At 66.7% G+C, this 20250-nt stretch carries 24 protein-coding genes and 1 tRNA gene; 7 read left to right on the top strand and 18 right to left on the bottom strand.

The genetic code is table 11. The features are described 5' to 3' along the window. Both CA983_RS23360 and CA983_RS23355 read left to right on the top strand, forming a co-directional pair. The coding region (locus CA983_RS23360; RefSeq protein WP_279628458.1) for an IclR family transcriptional regulator domain-containing protein at positions 1-481 on the top strand (481 nt) is incomplete at its 5' end. Between the two features lie 90 nt (positions 482-571). After that, positions 572-647, top strand: a tRNA-Arg gene (locus CA983_RS23355). A gap of 68 nt (positions 648-715) precedes the next feature. Here the strand turns inward: CA983_RS23355 and CA983_RS23350 are convergent. The 11 genes from CA983_RS23350 to CA983_RS23300 form a co-directional block, all read right to left on the bottom strand. Next, positions 716-1867 carry a tyrosine-type recombinase/integrase gene (locus tag CA983_RS23350; RefSeq protein WP_086602849.1) on the bottom strand — a complete coding sequence of 384 codons (1152 nt, stop codon included), beginning with the start codon at positions 1865-1867 and terminating at the stop codon, positions 716-718. Next, positions 1867-2049: a helix-turn-helix domain-containing protein gene (locus tag CA983_RS23345; RefSeq protein ID WP_086602848.1), complete on the bottom strand. Its 183-nt coding sequence runs from the start codon at positions 2047-2049 to the stop codon at positions 1867-1869. The genes CA983_RS23350 and CA983_RS23345 overlap by 1 nt, the downstream gene beginning before the upstream one ends. After that, positions 2042-3343, bottom strand: coding sequence for a replication initiator (locus CA983_RS23340; RefSeq protein WP_244207067.1), 1302 nt, complete (start codon positions 3341-3343; stop codon positions 2042-2044). The genes CA983_RS23345 and CA983_RS23340 overlap by 8 nt, the downstream gene beginning before the upstream one ends. Before the next feature lie 139 nt (positions 3344-3482). Further along, positions 3483-3728, bottom strand: coding sequence for a SpdD protein (locus tag CA983_RS23335; RefSeq protein WP_086602847.1), 246 nt, complete (start codon positions 3726-3728; stop codon positions 3483-3485). Between the two features lie 34 nt (positions 3729-3762). Further along, positions 3763-3948, bottom strand: a complete 186-nt coding sequence (locus CA983_RS23330) for a hypothetical protein (protein WP_086602846.1) — start codon at positions 3946-3948, stop codon at positions 3763-3765. Positions 3949-3963: 15 nt separating this feature from the next. Then, the gene (locus CA983_RS23325) at positions 3964-4155 is read right to left on the bottom strand and encodes a mobile element transfer protein (RefSeq protein ID WP_086602845.1); all 192 of its coding nucleotides are present in this window, start codon (positions 4153-4155) and stop codon (positions 3964-3966) included. Positions 4156-4157: 2 nt separating this feature from the next. Continuing rightward, on the bottom strand, positions 4158-4343 hold the full coding sequence (locus CA983_RS23320) for a hypothetical protein (RefSeq protein WP_086602844.1): 186 nt from the start codon (positions 4341-4343) through the stop codon (positions 4158-4160). A 16-nt stretch (positions 4344-4359) separates the two neighbouring features. Further along, a complete protein-coding gene (locus CA983_RS23315; protein ID WP_086602843.1) occupies positions 4360-5019 on the bottom strand; it encodes a DUF2637 domain-containing protein in 660 nt (219 codons plus the stop codon). Positions 5020-5107: 88 nt separating this feature from the next. Beyond that, positions 5108-6484 (bottom strand): FtsK/SpoIIIE domain-containing protein, encoded by a 1377-nt coding sequence (locus CA983_RS23310; protein ID WP_086602842.1) that lies wholly within the window; start codon positions 6482-6484, stop codon positions 5108-5110. Further along, positions 6484-6840, bottom strand: coding sequence for an SCO3933 family regulatory protein (locus tag CA983_RS23305; protein ID WP_086602841.1), 357 nt, complete (start codon positions 6838-6840; stop codon positions 6484-6486). The genes CA983_RS23310 and CA983_RS23305 overlap by 1 nt, the downstream gene beginning before the upstream one ends. A 166-nt stretch (positions 6841-7006) precedes the next feature. Further along, positions 7007-7726: a GntR family transcriptional regulator gene (locus CA983_RS23300; protein ID WP_233580483.1), complete on the bottom strand. Its 720-nt coding sequence runs from the start codon at positions 7724-7726 to the stop codon at positions 7007-7009. On the opposite strand from CA983_RS23300, the gene CA983_RS48035 reads away from it, so the two are divergent. Genes CA983_RS48035 through CA983_RS23285 form a run of 4 tightly spaced genes read left to right on the top strand, consistent with a single transcriptional unit; the run spans position 7640 to position 9162 of the window. Continuing rightward, positions 7640-7882, top strand: coding sequence for a hypothetical protein (locus CA983_RS48035; protein ID WP_244207069.1), 243 nt, complete (start codon positions 7640-7642; stop codon positions 7880-7882). The genes CA983_RS23300 and CA983_RS48035 overlap by 87 nt on opposite strands. Before the next feature lie 20 nt (positions 7883-7902). Then, the gene (locus tag CA983_RS23295) at positions 7903-8310 is read left to right on the top strand and encodes an NUDIX hydrolase (protein WP_062931480.1); all 408 of its coding nucleotides are present in this window, start codon (positions 7903-7905) and stop codon (positions 8308-8310) included. Positions 8311-8356: 46 nt separating this feature from the next. Further along, a complete protein-coding gene (locus tag CA983_RS23290; protein ID WP_086602839.1) occupies positions 8357-8782 on the top strand; it encodes an ATP-binding protein in 426 nt (141 codons plus the stop codon). Then, on the top strand, positions 8782-9162 hold the full coding sequence (locus CA983_RS23285; protein ID WP_167407438.1) for a hypothetical protein: 381 nt from the start codon (positions 8782-8784) through the stop codon (positions 9160-9162). The genes CA983_RS23290 and CA983_RS23285 overlap by 1 nt, the downstream gene beginning before the upstream one ends. Positions 9163-9542: 380 nt before the next feature. On the opposite strand, the gene CA983_RS45890 is transcribed toward CA983_RS23285, so the two are convergent. After that, positions 9543-12173, bottom strand: a complete 2631-nt coding sequence (locus CA983_RS45890; protein WP_143645539.1) for an NB-ARC domain-containing protein — start codon at positions 12171-12173, stop codon at positions 9543-9545. Between the two features lie 606 nt (positions 12174-12779). Here CA983_RS45890 and CA983_RS23275 point away from each other — a divergent pair. After that, entirely contained in the window at positions 12780-13115 is a 336-nt protein-coding gene (locus CA983_RS23275; protein WP_086602836.1) for a deoxyxylulose-5-phosphate synthase, read from the top strand. A gap of 53 nt (positions 13116-13168) precedes the next feature. Here the strand turns inward: CA983_RS23275 and CA983_RS23270 are convergent, their stop codons facing one another. From CA983_RS23270 to CA983_RS23245, 6 genes are all read right to left on the bottom strand, one after another. Then, the gene (locus CA983_RS23270; RefSeq protein ID WP_086602835.1) at positions 13169-13549 is read right to left on the bottom strand and encodes a hypothetical protein; all 381 of its coding nucleotides are present in this window, start codon (positions 13547-13549) and stop codon (positions 13169-13171) included. A gap of 193 nt (positions 13550-13742) precedes the next feature. Further along, a complete protein-coding gene (locus CA983_RS23265; protein ID WP_086602834.1) occupies positions 13743-15173 on the bottom strand; it encodes a glycoside hydrolase family 43 protein in 1431 nt (476 codons plus the stop codon). A gap of 129 nt (positions 15174-15302) precedes the next feature. Beyond that, positions 15303-16334: a galactofuranose ABC transporter, permease protein YjfF gene (gene yjfF / locus CA983_RS23260; RefSeq protein WP_086602833.1), complete on the bottom strand. Its 1032-nt coding sequence runs from the start codon at positions 16332-16334 to the stop codon at positions 15303-15305. Continuing rightward, positions 16331-17425 carry an ABC transporter permease gene (locus CA983_RS23255; RefSeq protein ID WP_086602832.1) on the bottom strand — a complete coding sequence of 365 codons (1095 nt, stop codon included), beginning with the start codon at positions 17423-17425 and terminating at the stop codon, positions 16331-16333. Before CA983_RS23255 ends, yjfF begins: the two co-directional genes overlap by 4 nt. After that, positions 17422-18960 (bottom strand): sugar ABC transporter ATP-binding protein, encoded by a 1539-nt coding sequence (locus CA983_RS23250; RefSeq protein ID WP_086602831.1) that lies wholly within the window; start codon positions 18958-18960, stop codon positions 17422-17424. The genes CA983_RS23255 and CA983_RS23250 overlap by 4 nt, the downstream gene beginning before the upstream one ends. Before the next feature lie 95 nt (positions 18961-19055). After that, complete coding sequence (locus CA983_RS23245; protein ID WP_086602830.1) at positions 19056-20060, bottom strand: ABC transporter substrate-binding protein; 1005 nt, start codon at positions 20058-20060, stop codon at positions 19056-19058. Positions 20061-20250 lie beyond the last annotated feature (190 nt).

Raw genomic sequence — 20250 nt, 5'->3', positions numbered from 1 at the left:
CCCCGAGATCGCCCAGCCCCACCTGTCCGACCTGACGTCCCGCATCCACGAGTCGACGTCGCTGGCGGTGCTCTCGGACTCGGGCGAGGAGATCCAGTACACGGCCAGGGTGGCGACGGGCCGGGTGATGAGCGTGAACATCACGGTGGGCACACGCCTGCCGGCGCACGCGACGGCACTGGGCCGAGTCCTGCTGGCGGACAGACACAGGGACCACGAACAACTCGGCCTGACCTCGATCCGCTCCCAGGGCTACGCCCTGGTCGACGAGGAACTGGAAGAAGGCCTCCGCTCCCTCGCGGTCCCGATCCGCGACCGGTCCGGAAGGGTGGTGGCCGCCCTGAACACCGCCATGCACGCCAGCCGCCACACCCTGCGGGAGTGCGTGACGGACCTGCTCCCCGAGCTGACCTCGACAGCCACCCGCATCGAATCGGACCTCCACACCGCCGGCCGCTTCACCCACGTCCCCCTGACCTGACCCCCACACCCACCCGACCCGTATCCGGTACGCTGACGCCTGTGGTCCTCCCAGACCACAGGCACGCCGCTGCTTGCGTCCGATGCCACTGCCTTCGTAGCTCAGGGGATAGAGCACCGCTCTCCTAAAGCGGGTGTCGCAGGTTCGAATCCTGCCGGGGGCACCAGCAAAAAGGCCCCGGACCGATCATGGTCCGGGGCCTTTGACATCCACTTCTGACATCAACGCGGGCGGTCACTCGCGGATGCGGCGCCTCCTGAGCAGCCGGTCCATGTGGCTCATGGCCTCGCGCTGCGTGTCTTGGACGACGTGCGTGTAGACGTCCATGGTGATGCTGATCTGGGAGTGACCGAGGATCTCCATCACGACGCGGGGCGCGACTCCGGCCGCCGTGAGGAGGGTGGCCGTTCCGTGGCGGGCGTCGTGCAGCCGGATCACGCGGAGGCCGGCGGACTCGGCGACGCGAGTGAAGGAGCGGTACAGGTTGCGCGGCTCGACAGGGCGGCCGGTTCGGGTGGCGAACACGTAGTCCGACTCCTGCCACCTCTCCCCCGCCTTGGCACGAGCGTCCGCCTGCCACAGGCGGTGCCAGCGCAGGGGCGCGATGCACAGGGCGGGGAGAGGAACCGCCCGGCGACGGCGGCTCTTGGGGTCGTCGTCGTACAGGACGCCCCGGCGGCGCTGGACCTGGTGGCGGACATAGAGGACGCGGTTGTCGAGGTCGAGGTCCGACCAGCGCAGGCCCACGATCTCTCCGCGGCGGAGCCCCATAGCGATGGCCAGGACGAAGGCCGCGTAGAGCGGGTCTTTGCGGGAGGCTGCGAGGAAGTCGAGCGTCTCGTCGAGGGTCCAGGGGTGCAGCTCGGGCTTGTCGGTGCGGGGCGGCTCGACGAGCTTGGCGACGTTGCGCGTGATCAACTCCTCGCGGCAGGCGGAGGACAGCGCCGAGCGCAGAACTCGGTGCGATTCTTTGGCCGTTGCGGCGGTCGTCTCCCTCTCCAGGCGAACGAGGAAGCGGCGGACGTCAGCGACGCCGAGGGATTCGAGCCGCTTGGAGCCGAGCAGGGGCACGAGGTAGAGCCGGACGTGTGCCTCGTACTTGTCGAACGTGCTGAGCTTCCGCCGGGGCTTGATGACGTTGTCCAGCCAGTAAGGGAGCCAGTCCGAAAGCCTGGCCGACTTGGTGGGCACGGGCACACCCTGGTCCACCTTGTCGAGCAGCTCACGACGCTTGGCGTCACACTCGGCCCAAGTCTTGCCGTAGGCGAACTTGCGGGCCCGGGTTCCGTCCGGCTGGAGGACGTAGACCGCGCACTGGAAGCGGCCGTCCTTGCGCTTGGTGATGGTGCCGGCGCCGTTGGGGTTGCGCTTGCGTTGCTGGGCCATCAGGCGGCTGCCTCCAGTTCGTTGGTGATGTACTCGCGGACAGCCCGCGCGGGGATGCGACGGCATCGGCCGATGGTGATCGAGGGCAGACGACGGGAGCGGATGAGGTCGTAGACGGTTGAGCGGCCGAGCTTCAGCCGCTCCATCACGTCAGGCACCGTCAGCAGTTCGTCGTCATGCATGGGTGGGCTCTCCTTCCGTTCCGGGGGCGGGTTCAAGGGACGCGGCAAGCCAGGCTTCGGCGTCCGAGAGGCCGGTTCCGGCGAAGACCCAGTGCGAGAGCACGTACGTCGTGTCGGGGTCGGGGCCGTTGCCAGGTGTGGCTTGCGCACGGCGCCATTCGGCGCGGGCGTCGCGGAGGGCGCCGAGGGTGGTGGAGTAGCGGCGGGACTTGGTGGAGAAGTGGCCGCGGAATCCGAGCATGTGGGCCCAGGCGCGCAGGCGGAGGTGTTCGAGGTCCTTGCGTGCGCCGAGGAACCATGCGGTGCGGATCATGCGGCGGGCGTGGTCGCTGATGTCGAGCTGGGCCAGTTCGGCGGCGAACTTGAGCGGCCGGTCGAGAGCTCCCGTCGCTGTCTCAGCGCCCTTGGTGGCGTACTTGGCGATGTAGGCGGCGACGGCTCGTTCGGTGAGCTCCTGGCCGTCGTTGAAGTCGGCCGAGCGGATGGGGCGGACGTCGAGTTGGCGGCCGAAGGTGAAGGTGTGCGCACGGCCGTCGATGACCGGTCCGTCCACGCGAACCCTGGCAGCGGCAGCGCGGATCGCGTCCGTGAGTAGATCGGCGGTTGCCCAGGTAGGGGGTGGAGTGTCGCCGCCGCTGGGGCCGTCGATGCGGATGACGGCGTGGAAGTGGACTGCGCCGCGCTTCTGGTACTCGGCGACCTTGGCGAAGGACACGCGGGCGTGCTCGCGAAAGCGCCGCTGAGACAGGCCGGCGCGCTTGGCGACCTCTCGGCGCAGGTAGGTGGAGAAGCGCCGCCAGAGCGGACCGGCGTGGGCGTTCCAGAGCACGGCAGCTTCGTAGTCGTAGGTGTCCGGGTCGAGCGCGGAGCCGAGTACGTCGTCGTCCTGGTCGTGGTGGGTGCCGCAGCGGCAGGGGCGCCCGCTGGAGGGGCGGTTGTGAACCGGGCCGAAGCTCGGCGCGGTGAAGGTGGCGAACACGCGCGGGTGCATGGCGACGTGTTCGGGGGTGCCCTTGCCGCCGCGCAGGCCGGAGGTGATCAGGTGGAAGGTGTCGCGGCGGTAGACCTCGGCGCAGGCCGCGCAGCGGGTCGTGCGGCGGTTGTTGCAGCGGACGAGGAGCTGTCCGGCCGGGAGGCTGGTCGAGTCGAGGCGGTGGAGGWCGTTGCCAATCTCGCCGGTGCGGGTGTCGACGTCGTACTCGGTGCGGTGGCCGTCAAGGCGGATCGGGCTGGTGCAGCCGCCGAGTCCGGAGAGCTGGCGGAGGATACCCGGCAGCGTGCCCTGCGCGGCCAGGTTCGCGAGTTCCGGGAGAGGTGCCGGAGTGGTGCGGGTGAAGATGGCGTTCCCCTTCTGACTTGCTGGGTCGGGAGGAGCAGGCGCCGGGGCGGCGAAATGCTTGGTCGTGTGCCGCCGCCCCGGAGGCCAGCGCGGTTCAGCGGCGGTGGTGATCGCGGAGCATGGAGCGCAGGACGATGGCGGCCACGGCAACGGAGATGGCCGTGACGGCGACGGCCGCCAGGAGCGCGGTGAGGACGACCCCGCCGACGACCAGGGCGACGACGGTCTTCTGATCGACGGAGACCGAGGGCAGCGAGCGCCGTACGGGCGCCGCCTCAGTCGGGGTGTGGGTGTGAGCGGGCGGCGGGGTCGGGCTGTCGGGGTACTTCGGGAGGAACACGGTCGCGGTCTCCTTATCTACTCGTCTAGTCGTGTCAGCCGTTTATGACAGTCACGCCGGAGCGCGTGCCGGACTCGATGGCGGGTGCGAGGAAGGTGCGGGAGAGCCAGAAGCCGAAGAGGGCGATCAGGACGACGATCCAGACGCGGACGCCGAGGAACCTGACTGCTCCCCAAGCGAAGAAGCCGAGGACGACGACGAGCGGCAGGCTGACGGTCACGAGGCGCAGGTCCTTTCAGCGGACGGGGCAGCGGTGGGTACGGGCGGCCAGCTCGGCGGCGGCACGGCTGTCGTAGTCGGCGGAGAAGCCGCAGCGCGGGGCGGTGCAGGCGGCGGTGTGCTTCTCCCGGCCACTACCGTCGTAGGACGTGCCGACCTGGACGGGGCCGATGCGGCTGACGTGGCGAAAGCGCTTCGGTGCGGGCATGGTCAGTCCTCCTGTCGCGGGCTGGGGTGGGGGAAGTCGCGCAGGATCCGGGCGGCTTCTTCCGGATCCCGCGTGCGGTCGGCGGCTTCTTCAGCGAGGAGCCGGGCGAGTGCCGACCGACCACTTGCGGCCATCTCGCGGGCCGCTGCGAGGTAGTCGGCGGCCGTGTTGAAGCAGAAGAGCGGCATGGTCTCCCTTTGCTGGTCAGGTGAGTTGGGCAGCGATGGCTTCGGCCATGGACGGCGGGACGCCGAGGCGTGCGCGCAGGGTCGGGGTGTCGATGGCCGTTCCGGTGCGGGTGTGGTGCTCGGCGGCGACTTTGCGGGCGTGCTCGACCAGGGCGGCCGGGACAGGGACCGGAGGCGGGGCCAACGGCGGGGCCGGTACCGGGTCGGCCGCCGGTGGCATCGGGGGGTCTGGTGCGGGATCGGGCGCGAGCTCCTGGTCCTCGATGTCCTCGGATTCCTGGTGGCCCACGGCGTCAGTGGTCTCGTCGTGTGCCGGCGGCGAGTGGACCAGGAGGGTTCCGCCGAGGAAGGCGACCGCGGGCCAGCCCGCCACGAGGATGCGCAGCCAGGCCGGTACGTGATCCAGGTCGAGCAGCCCGGCGGTGGCGACGTTCGCGCCGAGGGACGCGGCGAGTGCGATCAGGAACCAGCACCACCCGGCCGCTTTCGCCTCCCCGGAGCGCAGTCTGCGCCAGGCGGCGACGAGCAGCAGGTCAACGCTGATCGGGTAGGCCCACGCTTTCCACCCGTCCTGTCCGGCCGCCGAGGCGACGTCGTGGAGGTGGGCGAAGGACAGTGCGGCGGCGATGACTGCCTGAACGAGCACCGCGTCGACGCGGGCCAGGTGGGCGCGCATGCTGCGGCTCCTTCCGGGTTCGGGCATGGGAGGGCTAGGGACGTGGCGTGAGGCGGTCACGCCGACCGGGGTTGAGTGGGGACGCGGGTCAGTCGGTCACCGGTTGAGGCCGCACGGCCGGGCCCGGTGTCTCGACGGGCCGTACGGGCACATCGGGCCGGAAGGGCTTGAGTGCGGGCAGCTCGGGGACCAAGTGGGCCCACTCGCGGCAGGTCTCGGCAGCGTCGCCGAGGGGCAGGTACGGCGTGCGGATGCGGGACCAGCCGCCGGAGGTGTCACCGGCCACGGCGAGGCCGGGCCGTTCAGGGGCGATGGCGCAGGCGGCCGTGACCGCTTCGGGGGCGATGTCGCCGAGCGCCATCTTCGCGGAGGCTTCGTCGTTGACGCGGTGGCAGACGCGGCCGGTCAACTGGGCCCGCAGCATGGTGGCGCCCTTGCCCAGCTCGGCGCCGAAGCGCTGGCCGCAGACCTCCAGGTAGATGCCGGCGGCCCGGCCGAGCTGGGCGAGCCGGATGAGCTGGGTGACCATCTCATCCCGCCGTTCCTCGTCCTTCCTGGTGGCGACCAGGAAGAGTTCAGCCACCTCGTCCACGAACAGCACAACCGGGACCGGGCGTTCGGACTCAGGCAGTCCCCAGACGTCCGAGGTGATTTCCTCGGCCGGGGTGTCCGGGGCGATGCCTTGCCGGGCCTTGATCAGGTCATATCGGTCCTCCATTTCCTTCACGAGCACGGGCAGCAGCTCGGCTGCCTGTTCCGGATCGGTCGCCAGCGCGGAGAGGCGGGAGGCGAACGGCGCCAGCTCCACACCGCGCTTGCAGTCAATGCCGACCAGGGCGACCGGCTGAGAGGCGAGTCCGGTGATCAAGTGCCGCAGGTACATGGACTTGCCCGACAGCGTGGCGCCGAGGGTGAGTTGGTGCGGCACGGCCCGGTAGTCGCGCACAAAGGGCGTGGCGTCTTCCCGCAGGGCAACCGGGATGCGCAGCACCCCCCTGTCGATCTTGCTCGGCATACGCACCCGGCGCAGGACATCGAAGCCGACGAGCCGCAGTTCGACCACCCCCGGCTTGACCGTCGAGACGTACACGGCGTGAACACCCCAGGCATGCCGCAGCCGTTCCGCCGAGGCAGCGACGTCAGCCGGCTCCTGCCCCGGAGCGAGGCGGAGCCGGAGCCGCAGACCGGTCGAGGTGGGGCGGATGATGCCCCGGCGCGGCGGTACGGGGCGGACCTCACGGCGAGTGGTGGCCTTGACCGCCAGCATCCGCAGCCGGGACGGAGCCACGGTCAGGCCGCAGGCCTCCATGACCGAGCTGTACGAGCTGAGGAGCCGGGCCGTGGATATCGGCAGGCCGACCGTGGACCAGTACACCCCGGGATGCTTGGCTCGGGCGTAGGCGGCCCCGCCGCCGAGCGCGGCGACAGGACCACCCACCTCCAGAAGTGCCGTCAGATCGGTCATCAGGCAACGGCCCCGGTGGCGGCCGGGAACGCGGCCGGTGTCACGGCGGCGGCGCGGTAGGCGATGCCGTGGCGCTGCTGCCCGTTGAAGACGCTCTCCCACGGCCGGGCCACCAGCCCCGGCAGCGAGACCGGAGCCCCGAGCGTGAGCCCCTCGGACACTCCGCTCTCCGGAACGGTGACCTTGATCAGCGACGACTCGCCGTCCTCCAGGTAGACGACGCCGATCGTCATCAGGGCCTCTCCGCTGGTGACGTCCTTGGCGATCTCGCCCGTCTGCCGGTCGCGAACCTTGGGCTCGGGCGCCTCGGTCAGCAGGATCGTTGCGGCCGAGGTCTCTACACGAATGGTGCGCAAGACTTCTTCCCATCTACTCGTCTATACAAAATGCGGTGTTCGAACCCGATCTCCGGGGAACGACGACCACCTTGCCACACAGCTTGCCTACTCGTCTATATGAGTAAGCCTGTTGGGGTGTACGAGTTCAGGCAGGCAGCCCCGCGCACCACCGCCGATCAGGCGCTCACGTCGCCGGGAGCTGGTACGACAGCACGTACGCGTCCGCCGCCATGACCGTGTCACAGACCTCCACGGCCCGCCCCTCCTGGTCGAACGCGGTCCGGATCAGGTGAATGACCGGCACGCCAGAGGCCAGCCGCAGCGTCCGCACCTCATCAGGCGAGGGCATCCGGGCACGGATCTCTTCCTCGAAGTGATCGAGGCGGTGCCCCAGCTCCTCAAGCCGGGCGTAGATGCCACCGGGCCCGGGGTTCGGCTCAGCGATCGGCGTCCCGCGCGCGATGTCAAGCGGCAGATACGAGGTGGCGAACTCCACCGGCCGCCCGTCCAGCAGGTACCGGCGACGCCGGGCCAGCACGCGTCGCACGGACCCGAGCCGGGTGGAGACGTCCTGACTGGCCTTCTCCTCCTTCACCTCCAGGCTGTCTACCTGTGGGTGACTGCCGGCGGCGTCGGCCTCCACGATGAACGCGGACTTCCCCTGCTCGCGATGACGCCGGGCGAACCGGTCTGAGGCGAGACGCCGTACAGGCGGGCGTGGTCGCACGAAGACGCCCTTGCCGTGCTCGGCGTGCACCAGGCCCTCACCCTGGAGGACGGAGAAGGAGTTTCGAACCGTCATACGGGAAACCCCGTAATGCTCGACAAGTTCGGCCTCGGAGGGCAGCTTTTCGCCCTCCTTGAATCGCCCACGGTCGATGGCCTCGCGCAGCTGGTCGGCGATCTGCCGAAAGACCGCACGATCGCTCGTGGGGTCGAGATCGCCGAGGAGGCCGGAGGAAAGAGAGGCCACGTGTACTCCTTTAGGTATCTAGACGAGTGGGCGAGCTTTGTTGCTACGGTGGAGAGCCTAGCCATCCGAGAGGGCAGAGGAACGTGAGCACCGAACGTCCGCACTCCGTGAGCGTCGCCGGAGTCATCGTCGACGACCAGGACCGCGCCCTCCTGATCAAGCGCCGCGACAACGGCCACTGGGAACCCCCGGGCGGCATCCTCGAACGCGAGGAAACCATCCCCGAGGCGCTTCAGCGCGAAGTTCTCGAAGAGACCGGCATCAAGATCGCGCTTCCCGCGACCCTGACCGGCATCTACAAGAACATGAAGGGCTTGATCGTCTCCATGGTCTTCCGCTGTGAGGCCGCCGACGGCACGCCCACCACCGGGGACGAAACCCGCGCACTGCGCTGGGCCACCCGCGAAGAAGTCATCGAACTCGCCGACGAGGCATACGCGATCCGCGTCCTGGACGCACTGGACGCCGTATCCCCGCCGGCCATCCGCGCCCACGACGGCGTGAAACTCGTCTAGCCCGAACCCGCTGCACATGGCGGCCTACCAGCACGAAGGAACTTGTATGCACGAGTATACGAGCACCGCCCGGGTCTGGGGACTCACTTGCCCAGGTTTTCCGGAAGAGGTCAGCCGGGCTCGCCGCTGGACGCGGGACATCCTGCGCGGATCGCCCCTGGCCGACGACGCAGAACTGATCGTGAGCGAGCTGAGCGCGAACGCGATCCTTCACACGGCGAGCGGTGGGGCAGGCAGCTTCCACCTGGCCCTCGCGGTCTCCCCCAAGGTGGTCGCCCTGTCGGTCACCGACGAGGGAGGGACGGGCACGGCCCCGAAGGTCGAGCTACCGAGCATGGACGCGGTACACGGCCGCGGCTTGGGCATGGTCAGCGTCACCGCTCACCGGGTCGTCGTCCACGGCAGCCACAGCGGCTACACCGTCACCGCCGAACTCTTCACGGACCCCCAGCCGGGAGGACACCCGTGCTGATGGACAAGCCCCAGCGGGGCTTCTGGTGCGAGTGCTGGACACAAGACGTCAACGACGAGGCAGGGTTGCCGACGCTCCGGGCATCCTTCGACGCCTACTCGGCACCGCAGGCAGACAGATGGGTAGCGGTCGCCCTGCGCACGATCTCACCGGCACTCGACCCCGACGCCTCCGACGAGGCTTGGGCCTGGCTCTACGACGGCCGCATCGATACGCGACGAGCCCTCTTACGCATGGAACCCTGCACGGTCTCTCTGACCCACGCCAGCACCCGCATCACATGGACGATCCGGCCAGTGGTCTTCCTACCGATGGCCCACCGGCAAGGCATCGAACTACCGTCCTGCGCGTACGACTTCAATGCCCGCGCCACAGACTGAGTTACAACTTTCTCTACTGGTTCAAGGCGGCTCGCTCCGCTCCCCGCGCGCGGCCCGGCCCCCGGCCGGGCCTGCGCTCCTGTCTCCGCCCCGCTCCAGCCCGGCCGGCGCCCGTGCCGCGCACTTGGCAGTCACTGCCTGATGCCAGAAAAGGGGTACGTCATGGCTGGGGCGGCCGGCTCCACGGCTTTACGGAGCCACTTTGGCGCGAGCCTCGAAGATCATGGCCCCAATGTCGTGCTTTACCGGGCAGGTCCACAGACTGCCGGACGCGCCGCAAGCTTACGGGGCCATGATCACTCGCGCCAAAGCAGCGCCACCCCAAAGCCGCTCCACCGACCTTGATGGTGATTATCCGCTCCGACTTCCCTCGGAAGAAATCAGTCATCGTTAGCGCCAGCAGCAAGTCGACGCTTCAGGCGTAGACAGTGCTCGTTATGGGGATCTCTATTCAATCCTTCCGTCGCCCAGCGCTCGGCAGCCTCAGTGTCCTGAGTGAACATACATAGCCAGGCGAGTCGAGAAAGATCGGTTGCGTCTGCTTCCTTATGACGGGATTCGAGAAGCGAACGCAGCTTGCGAACCATGAGGCGCCGTTCATCAGCGTCAAGAACCAGCTCTCTGCGAGAGAGGAGACCGTTAAGTCGAGAAGCCGCAGAACTCAGATCTTTGAATGCTGGACGAGTGAGCTCAGCAAGTTGCAACCGTGCGTTCATTTCAGCGAGCGGATCATCAGCCGCCTGATACAGGGTCACCAACCGATTCCACCCTTCTTGATCTTCCGGGTGATTCTCGATGTAGCGATTGACGGAGTGAATTGCCGCCGACAGGTCGGACAACTGATCTCGCTGGAGTTGCGCTAGCGTAAGCCATGCTGGCGGGTACCCGGTGGCAATGTATTCGATTACGGAAAGTTCCTGACTGACATCTTCCCCATTTTCAGCCCGCAAAGCTGCCGATCTCGCCAGGCGATCAACCCGGGGGCCTAGACCGTGTGCCAGGTCCGTGGTGGTCGTAGCGCCAAACCCTCTTATCAGCTCAAGGTCTGAGTCGATCGCAATTTTGAGCGGACTCGTAACCAGTTTCCTCTTTCCGAATTCTGCTGCCGCAAGCGGGATGGAGAGAAATTCCTGATCGTCGCTCCCCTCGCGAACAACCTCAATTAGCGACCTTTGTTCCAGATCTCGCAAAGCAGCATCAACGTCCAGATGAGCGATTTCGGTGTCAGGATTTCCGACTACAGGCCTGAGAAGCACCGCTTCTAGGCCGATGCGCGGAACAAGGGAACGCCAATTGCACAGGGTTAGAAAGACTCGCTGAGCGGCCGAAGAAAGCGAAGCGTAGGAACGATCAAATAGAGCGTCAAGCATTGCATCTTTTGCCGCCATGACGCGCTTCGGAGTAATCCGGCGCCCCTCTTTTGCCACTTCACCAAGCAGCACTTTGGTGATATAAGGATGGCCGCCAGATTCGCGATATAGCGCATCCCTGTATTCATGGTCTACAAGCTCGATGATACCGAGCCTTGCGGCCGTCACATCGACAAGTTCATTGAACTCACCTTCGTTCATTCCACTAACTTCGATCGGATAGTCTGCCTTGAAATCCCGCGTCCGCGTTGTGATCAACACCTTGTTTGGAAGGCGCACGGAATTGCTAAGGAACTGATAAAGTTCAGCCTGATCTCTAATAGTTTCAAAGTTGTCGAGCACGAAAACGAACGGGCCCCACTCTGACTGCCCGGACAAGTTATCCGACAGATACTTTCGCGCTTCTGCCGCCTTCAGTGAAGGCGCAACTTCCATCAATCCGGCGAAATCTCTGGCTACATCGTCGATGGAGAGAACATCTGGACGGACCACTTTAGGCCCTTCCGGCAAAAGATCGATATCCCGTGCACTAAACCAGATAATGCCGAAGAAATTATCCGTTTGGGAGATCTTATGGAGCACCTCCAAAGCCAGGGACGTCTTGCCTACGCCCCCGCGCCCTTGAAGGGTAATTACCGGATGGCGATCGTCACAGAGGAGTTCCTCAAGTTCTCCTTCCAGTGCAGCGCGCTGCACATAGCGATCCGGGCGTGGGGGAACGTTACTAAGAGCCTTACCGACAGACTCCATAGCTGGACTCGCGGTCGTCTCCGAAAGAGGCTGCGCCTCTTTCGGAAGCAGATAACCGCTACCATCAATGGTGCGCACTTCGTCGCTAATATACGACAGCGCTTCGAACTTTCCGTTGCGGAAATTACCGTTCGGAAGAAAGAAATCCGTAAGATCGGGGTCTGTGAAGAACAGTGAAGAGCGACGGGGTTCCCCTAGGAAAATGTAACTGCCGTCCGGCAGCGAGTGATCACTCTCGCGGGCAAGGTAAGCGAATTCATCTCGCCCGTTCCCGAAAGCACTGATGCGATACTTCCCTGACAGACTTCGGTGAAGATGGGCCCATGCCCGGTTGAAGGCAGGTGCATTTTCCAGGATCTCCGACAGTGAATCTTGCAGCCTCGGGCAAATGCTGGATAGCGTGGCACCCCGCGGAGCACCGTGCCCACGAGTGCGATTTCTCAGCCAGCTGAATTGACGTACCCAAGCCCTGAGGCTGACCCTTTGTCGCGCGAGGTCTTCATAATTCGATTCAAGACATCTGCAAACCTCATTAAGAGAATCGACTGCCTTCCGCTGCCAGCTTTGGGTGCCTGGCTTAAAAGTCTCAGCGAGTGCCCGCTGAGAGTCGCGACCTCCGGCGTTGAGATGCTGACTGGCAGGTCCAGAAATTGCCTGGTCCAACACTTCGGCCCATTTTCCAATGCCATCCGCTCGGACCAGCTCATACTCGAGAGAGTACCTATGCCGCTCACGATCGTCCTCAAGGGCGGTGATAAGTTCAATGACGAGAATTTTCGTCACCATCTCGCCCAGGTAAAGGAGATCGAAGAAATAGGCAGTATCAGACTCTTCTTGAGCCAGCCTCGACCGTTCGAGCATCCTGGAAGCGGGAATGAAAGAGACGGCCATGAAGCGAGACCTTCCAAGCGCGGCAGGGCAACGTTATGTGTGCTTCGCCTCACGGTGTGGCGCACATCACGTCCAGAGTAGAACACCAGAGGCACTTGGTCTCCCAGTTGGCCGATCTTCCCTACGCAGACCACAACCGCACCTGAACGAGCAGGGACAGCGGGGCACCGGGGTGAAGGCAGAACAGCCCGAGGCTCTCAAGCTGATGCCTACGGCCGAACTTGCCCCTCACGGTCCCGCTGTGCCCATGGCCACCGACCCAGCAAGTACGAGAAGGCCATGCGATCGGGGCCGCCAAGCTCGAACGAGCAGTCGCCCGGAGGCCCCCGGGGGGCCCGCTCCCTGACATCCACAGCTGACATCAACGACGGCAGACAACAGCAGCTCTCCGCGAACCGCGGTGGCCCGACGTCCCGAGTGCAGAGGGCCGGTTGGGTCCGCTAGATCGAACTCCTAAAGCGGGTGTCGCAGGTTCGAATCCTGCCGGGGGCACAGAGAAACACCTGGTCAGAGGCCCTTCCGTCCGTCGGACGGGAGGGCCTTCGTACTCGCGGCACACCGGAAATCTGTCGAGCCCGACCCCGCGGCGGCTCTACCCTTGCCGCCATGGCCCATGGAAAGACCTCGTACGTTTGCCTGCCCTGCCGGGCGTCGTACAAGCAGCCCTACCCCGGCTACCACGACCACGACCGGGTCTGTCCACGCTGCGCCGAACCACTGATCCACGTCGGCTCCGCCTTCGCGGCACCCAAGAGGCGGGACACCGCCGCCTGGCGCACCCTCTCCGTGCTGCTGCACGCCGGTGTGCGCTTCCACAAGAGTTGCTGCGGCGGCCCCGGCTACCGCCCACGCACCCTCAGCGAGGTGCGCGAGCGGATGGCCTACGCCCGGGCCACCGGAGAACCATTCGCTCAGGCGTTGGTCCGCCGCGACCTGCCCTAAGTGATGTTGCGTAACTACCGGCCATCCGGGGCGGGACAGCTCTCGTCCGGTAGTCAGCAGAAGTCGAGCGGGACGTCCTTGTCCACGCAGTACGTCATGACATCGATCAGCTGGCGGGTGTCATCGATGCGCCGTTGGAGGACGGGATCGTCGGCGACTCGTAGCCGCTCGTCGACGATCGCTTCCAGCCGTGGCAGCATGGCCGCGCACTGAGCGGGTGCGAGGTCACCGTCGTCGTCTGGGTGGTTGAGCAACGGTGTCAGCGTGGTGGTGACGCTGCTCCACGGGCGCTTCCCCCCGAAGCCGGCCATCTCGGGGAGAGTGAATCCCTCGGTCTGGGCCAGCCACTCCCTGAACAGGTTGAACCCGTAGTGCGACCACGAGATGTCGGGGCTGGCCACGTCGTCGCCCGCAGGGCAGAGCATGAGCCCCATCCGGTCGCCCTCCTTGCCTTGTTGGCGCCCATGGTCAACCGGGAGGAGGGGGATCGGCAACTGAGATGACCGTAACGACTGCGAGGCACCCGAGCGGGGCCGCAGGCGCAACCGTCTGCGGCCCCCGCCATGGCCGAGGGGCCTCGCGCAGGTGCGGGCTCGTCACGTCATGGGATCACCCGTCGGGCGTGGGTCAGTTCGTCACGCGGAAGGTGGCGTCGCTGCGGGCCGTCGCCGTGGTGATCGGGTCGAGGCGGAGTTCGTAGGCGTAGTGGCGGATGTACCGGTCGGGATGGCTGTACGACTGGAAGGACGACCATGTCGGGTCGGCGAGGCCGGCGACCTGGCGGAAGGTGGCGTCCGCGGCGAACCGGGTGGTGCCGTCGTTGTAGGCCAGCTGGAAGTCGTATCCGGCGTGCCGCAGGAAGTGGCCGGGGAAGTTGACCGACTCGAAGGAGACGGTGCCCGAACCCGCCAGGCCGGGTCGCAGGCGGAACTGGGCGTCCGGGCCCGTGACGTTCTGGTCGATGCGCACGTCGAAGTTGGTGTGCCGCACGTAGCGGTCCTGGAAGTTGAACGACTGGAGCCGCTTGGCGGGGGTGTCGGCCCAGCGTGCGAGCACGCGGCTCTCCTCGGCGGCCGTGAGGGTGAGGATCGAGCCGTGGCGCTTCTTGGTCCCGCCCAGGTTGTAGCTTCCCGATGCCGGGAGCCGGTAGGTGCCGGAGGCGGAGGGGTTGGTCGTCGTGACCGGCATGTAGCCGCGTCCGGAGGCGTACTGGTCGAGGTACAGGGTCCACTCGTCGCGGTCCCTGAACTTCATCCACATCGGGCCTTCGACCTGGGAGCCGGTCAGGCCGATGCCCGAGAGGTTGCCGAGGTTCGTCCATGTGCCGAGGATCGAGTTGCTGCCTTCGAGGGTGATCTGGCCGTCGCCGGAGGCTCGAACGTAGCGGTGGCTGCCGACGCCGGACGGCACCTCGACGATCTGGGTGTCGATGATGTTCTGGGTGCCGGGGCGGTCGATGTAGAGCTGCGGGGTGGTGATGGTGCGGAAGTCGGTGGTGCGGGCGTAGTAGATGCGGTGTTTGAGTACGCCGTCCCGGGTCGCGTTCGTCGCCCAGTACAGGACGTAGTCGTTGGTCTCGGGATTCCAGATGGCCTCGGGTGCCCAGGCGTTGCGCCCGTCGGGGATCGCGCCGGCGACGTTGAGCAGCCACGGCTGCGACCAGGTGACCAGGTCCGTCGACTCCCACACCACGAGGTTGCGGCTGCCGTTGTTCATGGAGTCGTCCCATGACTGCCCGCAGCCGATGCACAGGTCGGTCGCGATGATCCAGTACTTGTCACCGCCTGGGGCTCTGACCAGTGCGGGGTCGCGCACCCCACGGGTTCCCACGGTGGAACGCAGGGTCATCCCGCCGCCGTTGAGGTCGCTCCAGTTCAGGCCGTCCGTGCTGTGCGAGAAGTAGATCTGCTGACCGGTCGACCCCTCCCCGACGAAGTGCGTCATCAGGTAGCCCGGGTCGGCGGCGGCGGCCCGGTCAGGTGTGGTCAGGGCCTGGCCTGTGAAGAGGAGGCAGGCGGCGAGCGATATCGCCGACAGCCTGGAGAGGAGCGCGCGCATGTGCATTTCTCCTGTCTTGGCTTGACTGTCTTTGTCTGACTTTCTTTGTCTGACTTTCCGGTGCCCCCGTGGTCGCTGCGCCGAGGGCGTTGACTCACCTGCCGCTGTCGCGGCTCTCAGCCGTGTCCGTCAGGTCTTCCGGCGTGACGTCATGGTCCGCTGGACCAGGATGAAGGCGCACAGCAGCACACCCGTGGCGATCTTCGTCCACCAGGAGCTGAGCGTCCCCTCGAAGGTGATGACGCTCTTGATCAGGCCGAGCACCAGCACCCCGAAGAGCGTGCCCAGCACATAACCGGAACCGCCGGTCAGCAGGGTGCCGCCGATGACCACGGCGGCGATGGCGTCGAGTTCCATGCCGACGGCGTGCAGCGGGTCGCCCGACTGGATGTACAGCATGAACAGCAGGCCCGCCAGGGCCGAGCAGAAGCCGCTCACCGTGTACACGGCGATCTTCGTGCCGCCCAGGGGAAGGCCCATGAGCAGGGCCGACTGCTCGTTGCCGCCGATGGCGTACACACGGCGTCCGAAGCGGGTGTAGTGGAGCACGTAGAAGGCGACGGCGAGGACGACCAGGGCCACGACGGCGCCGATGGACAGGTCCCCCACGCCCAGGGACACCCGCGTCTGGGCCAGGGTGCCCACCGAGGCGTCGTTGATGGAGATGGACTCCTTGCTGATGACCAGGCACAGCCCGCGGAAGAGGAAGAGCCCGGCGAGGGTGACGATGAAGGGCTGGATCTCGAAGTTGTGGATGACGTAGCCCATCAGGAAGCCGCCGAAGGCGCCGACGGCCAGTGCGAGGGGGACGACCAGGAGCAGCGGCAGGCCCTGACGTTCCACCAGCCACGCCGTGAACATGGTGGTGAAGCCGATCATCGAGCCCACGGACAGGTCGATGCCGCCCGACATGATGACGAAGGTGGCACCGATGGCGGCGACCAGCAGATAGCCGTTGTCGATGAACAGGTTGAGGAACACCTGGGGTTCGGCGAAACCGTAGTTCTGGTACCGGCTGAGGCCGCCGACGTACATGGCGATGAACAGGGCGGCCGTGACCAGGACGGGCAGACGCCGGTCGCCGAGCAGGCGCGTGGCACGGGCACGGGAGGCGGTGCTGCCGCGCGGAGCCGCCTTGGGGGTCTGGGTGGTCGCGCTCATCGCGACACCTCCATCTTCGGGGCGGCGTCGGCCGCCGGAGCGGGCTCCACCGGGGCGGCGCCCTGGCGCGGGCCCTGGGGGCCCTTCGCGCCGAAGACCTTGGCCCGGAACTTCGGGGACTGAAGCAGGCAGACGACGATGACGACGGCGGCCTTGAAGACCAGGTTGGTCTGGGTCGGTACGCCGATGGTGTAGATCGTGGTGGTCAGGGTCTGGATGACGAGGGCGCCGACCACCGTGCCGCCGATGGAGAACCGGCCGCCGAGCAGCGAGGTGCCGCCGATCACCACGGCGAGGATCGCGTCGAGTTCGATCCACAGACCGGCGTTGTTGCCGTCCGCGGCCGAGGTGTTGGAGCTGATCATCAGGCCCGCGATGCCCGCGCACAGCGCGCAGAACATGTAGACCATGATCTTGATGCGGGTGGACCTGATGCCGACCAGGCGGCTGGCCTCGGCGTTGCCGCCGACCGACTCGACCAGCAGGCCGAGCGCGGTGCGGCGGGTCAGCGCCACGGTGACGGCCACCACCGCGGCCACCACGAAGACGGAGAAGGGCAGGGTCAGCCAGTAGCCGCCGCCGATCAGCTTGTACGGCTCGCTGTTGACGGTGATGATCTGGCCGTCGGTGATCAGCTGGGCGACACCTCGGCCCGCGACCATGATGATGAGGGTCGCGATGATGGGCTGGATTCCCATCCTGGCCACCAGGAAGCCGTTCCACAGACCGCAGACGACCGCGGCCACCAGCCCGATGCCCATCGCCAGGAACACCGCGGACAGGGTGTTCTGATCGGCCTGGTCGCTGATGTACGAACAGGTCAGGGCGCCGGTGATGGCGACCACGGCACCGACGGAGAGGTCGATGCCGCCGGTGGCGATGACGAGGGTCATGCCGACCGCGACCAGGATCAGCGGTGAGCCGAACAGCACGATGGAGACGAGGCTGCCGTAGAGGTGGCCGTCCGTCATGTTGATCGAGAAGAAGTCGGGCGTGAAGGGGACGTTGACGAGCAGCAGGGCGATCAGGACCGCGACCGGCCAGAACAGGTGGTGATGCGTCAGTGCTCGCCAGCGGGAGATGGTGGTCACTGGTGTTCTCCGCTCGCGATGGTCTCGAGGATCTTGCTGGTGGTGATCTCCGGCCCGTTGGTCAGCCGCGCCACCAGCCGGCGGTCGCGCAGCACTCCGATGGTGTGGCTGAGCCGGAGCACCTCCTCCAGTTCGGCCGCGATGTACAGCACCGACATGCCGTCCTCGGAGAGGGACACCACCAGTTTCTGGATCTCCGTCTTGGCGCCGATGTCGATGCCGCGCGTCGGCTCGTCGAGGATCAGCAGCTTCGGCTGGGTGATCAGCCAGCGGGCGAGCAGTACCTTCTGCTGGTTGCCCCCGCTGAGCCGGCCCACGCGGGCCTCCGGGTCGGCGGGGCGGATGTCCAGCGCCTTGATGTACGCGGCGACGAGTTCGTCGCGCTGGGAGGCCGGGATGGGCCGGGTCCAGCCGCGGGCCGCCTGGAGGGCGAGGATGATGTTCTCGCGGACCGTCAGGTCGGGGACCAGGCCCTCGCTCTTGCGGTTCTCCGAGCAGAACGCCACACCGGCCGCGATGGCGTCGTTCGGGGCGCTCATCGAGACCTGCTTGCCGCCGATGGTCACCTTGCCGCTGTCGGGCTGGTCGGCTCCGAACAGCAGCCGGGCGAGTTCGGTGCGGCCCGATCCCAGCAGGCCGGCGAGCCCGAGCACCTCCCCCTTGTTGATCTCCAGGTCGAAGGGGGCGATCCCGCCGGTGCGGCCGAGCCCCTCGGCCTTGACCAGTGTCTCGCCGACGTCGGAGCGCATCTGGTGCTCGTGCAGTTCCTCGAGCTGGTCCAGGGCCTTGCCGATCATCAGCTCGATCAGCCCGACCTGGTCGAGGTCGCGGACCAGGTGCTCGCCGACCAGGGTGCCGTTGCGCAGGACGGTCATCCGGTCGCAGACCTCGTAGATCTGGTCGAGGAAGTGCGACACGAACAGGATCGCGACGCCCTCGTCCCTCAACTGCCGCATCAGGCGGAACAGTTCGAGGACCTCGTCGCGGTCGAGGCTGGAGGTCGGCTCGTCGAGGACCAGCACCTTGGTGCCGAATCCCGCGCCGTCCCGGTCCCCGGTGCCCACCGACCGTACGATCGCGACCAGTTGCTGCACGGCCAGCGGGTACGAGGACAGCGGCGCGGCGACGTCGATGTCGAGTCCGAGCCGGTCGACCAGCTCCGCCGCCTCCTTGCGCATCCGCTTCCACTGGATGCGGCCGGCGCGGGTGGGTTCGCGTCCGATGAAGATGTTCTCCGCCACCGACAGGTTGGGGCAGAGGTTGACCTCCTGGTAGACCGTGCTGATGCCGGCCTGCTGCGCCTGGAGCGGGCTGCCGAACCGTACGGACTCGCCGTCCAGGGTGATCGTGCCGCCGTCCAGGGAGTAGACGCCCGTCAGCACCTTGATGAGGGTGGACTTCCCCGCACCGTTCTCGCCCATCAAGGCGTGGATCTCGCCGGGGAAGAGCCGGAAGTCGACGCCCGACAGAGCCCGTACCCCCGGAAACTCTTTGACTATGCCCGTCATCTCCAGGACGGGCTGCGGCTCTGCCATGGCAGCGCTCCTCGTGAATGGTCCAGGTCCGCGGGGAGCCTCCCGGCCGAGGGATGTCGGCCGGCCGGAGGCTCCCTGCCGGTGGGGACGGTCGGTCAGTACTTGCGGGTGGGGAGCGCGTCCTTGGCCTGGTCCTGCATGAAGTCGCTCTCCTTGGTCTTGATCCAGCGTTCGACCGTCTCGCCGTCCTTGACCTTCTTCACGACCTCCATCAGCTGCGGGCCGAGCAGCGGGTTGCACTCGACGATGGCGTTGATCTTGCCTTCGGACATGGCGACGAAGCCGTCCTTCACGCCGTCGATGGAGACGATGAGGATGTCCTTGCCGGGCTTCTTGCCGGCCGCCTCGATGGACTGGATGGCGCCGATGGCCATGTCGTCGTTGTGCGCGAAGAGCACGTTGATGTCCGGGTTGGACTGGAGGAAGGCCGCCATGACCTGCTTGCCGCCGGCCCGGGTGAAGTCACCGGTCTGGCTGACGACGACCTTCCAGTCGTCCGCGTGGTCCGCCTCCATGACCTCCTTGAAGCCCTTGGCGCGCTCGATCGCGGGGGCGGCACCGGTGGTGCCCTCCAGCTGGGCGATCTTCACGGCGCCCTTATGGCCCGCCTTCTCCAGGACCTTCTCCAGGATCTTGGCGGCGCGCCGGCCCTCGTCCGTGAAGTCGGAGCCCACCAGGGTCACGTACAGGGAGTCGTCAGAGGTCTCGACGGAGCGGTCGGTGAGGACCACCGGGATCTTCGCGGCCTTGGCCTCCTTGAGCACCGCGTCCCAGCCGGTGACGACTACCGGCGAGAAGGCGATGACGTCGACCTTCTGCGCGATGTAGTTGCGGATCGCGGAGATCTGGTTCTCCTGCTTCTGCTGGGCGTCGGAGAACTTGAGGGTGTAACCCGCCTCCTTCGCGGCCGACTTCACCGAGTCGCTGTTGGCGGTGCGCCAGCCGCTCTCCGAGCCGACCTGGGAGAAGCCGAGGGTGATCGCCTTGCTGCCGCCGCCGGCGGAGGCGGCGACATTGCCGTCCTCCTTGGCGCAGGCCGCGACTCCGGTCGCAGCCGCCACGCCGACCGCCGCGGTGAGGAAGTTCCTTCTGCTGAGCATGCTTGATCTCCTTCGTTGAGCCGGCCCGGGGATTGGACTCGGTTGCTGCGGCTTCTGACGTTCCGTCGGAATCCGTGGAAGTGATGACGTTCTGAGAGCCGACCAACGTTCGAAATATTGAACATGCGTGGTGCGTGCCGTCAGAGGGTGGTCAGGGCGCGGGAGGCCGGGAACGGCCGGATGCGGGGGG

The organism is Streptomyces swartbergensis (genome assembly GCF_002148965.1).
In the GTDB taxonomy this organism is placed as follows: Bacteria; Actinomycetota; Actinomycetes; order Streptomycetales; family Streptomycetaceae; genus Streptomyces; species Streptomyces swartbergensis.
The sequence above is the reverse complement of the archived record's forward strand: the minus strand, read 5'-3'. Positions and strand labels throughout refer to the sequence as shown.